The organism is Micromonospora sp. NPDC049240, from assembly GCF_040647835.1.
GTDB lineage: Bacteria > Actinomycetota > Actinomycetes > Mycobacteriales > Micromonosporaceae > Micromonospora.
The window spans coordinates 1-1064 of record NZ_JBEZCX010000059.1; the positions used below are offsets into that span (position 1 = coordinate 1).

General features: G+C 75.2%; 1 protein-coding gene. It reads left to right on the plus strand.

Annotated elements, in window-relative coordinates:
* Positions 1–75: 75 nt before the first annotated feature.
* Positions 76–921, plus strand: coding sequence for an ATP-binding protein (locus AB0B02_RS31875; RefSeq protein WP_357306827.1), 846 nt, complete (start codon positions 76–78; stop codon positions 919–921).
* Positions 922–1064 lie beyond the last annotated feature (143 nt).

Consider the following 1064-nt stretch of genomic DNA (forward strand, 5'->3'; position numbering starts at 1 on the left):
GGGTAGGCGGGGGGGGGGCCCCCCCCGCCCGGGCCGCCGCGGGGCGCGGCGGGGGCCGCGCCGCGCGGCGCGACGGTGGCCGCGCCGCGCGGCGCGACGGTGGCCGCGCCGCGCAGCGAGACGGTGACGCTCGACCAGGTCGGCGGCCTGGTCGACGTGGTCGCCCGGTTCCGCGAGGTGGCGGTGTCGTTCCGGCACCCGGCCGCGATGGCCCGCTGGGGCGCGCGCCGGCCGCAGGGCATCCTGATGTACGGCCCGCCGGGCACCGGCAAGACCATGCTGGCCCGGGCGCTCGCCAACGAGGTCGGCGCGGACTTCGTGGAGATCCGCACGCCGGAGATCCTGGACAAGTACCTCGGCGGCTCCGAGCGCAACATCAAGCGCATCTTCCGCGACGCCCGCCGCTACCGCCGGCCCACCGTGATGCTCTTCGACGAGTTCGACTCGATCATCAGCTACGCGGGTGCCGGCGGCGACGCGGCCAGCCAGGCGGTCAACGCCGTCGCCGGCATCTTCAAGCAGGAGATGAACACGCTGTTCGAGGAGAACCCGGACGTCATCGTGGTGGCCACCACCAACTTTCCGCAGCGCGTCGACGCCTCGCTGATCCGCTCCGGCCGCTTCGACCTGAAGATAGCCATTCCGGCGCCGGACGACACCGGCCGCGCGGAGATCCTCACCAAGATGATCCGCGAGCTGATCGACCGGCACGAGCGGCCCGGTTTCCGGATGTTCGCCGACGACCTCGACCCGGCCGCGCTGGCCGCCGACACGGCCGGGCTCACCGGCGCGGACCTGCGTGAGGTGCTGCGCCGGGTGCAACTCGCCAAGGCGCTGCGGGAGGCCGCGGAGGGCGCGTCGCCGGCCCCGATCGGCCAGGACGACCTGCGGGAGGCCGTCGCCGGGCTGCGCCGCGGCTGAGGCCGGCCCTCCGCTTCCCGGCCGGCCGCCACGACTCCGACCGGGCGCGCCGCCACGGCGGGATCCGGTGGTGTCCGGGTCCCGCCGTGGTGGGTGTGGTGGTCAGATGCCGTAGATGAATTGGGTGTCGACGGGGCCGCCGC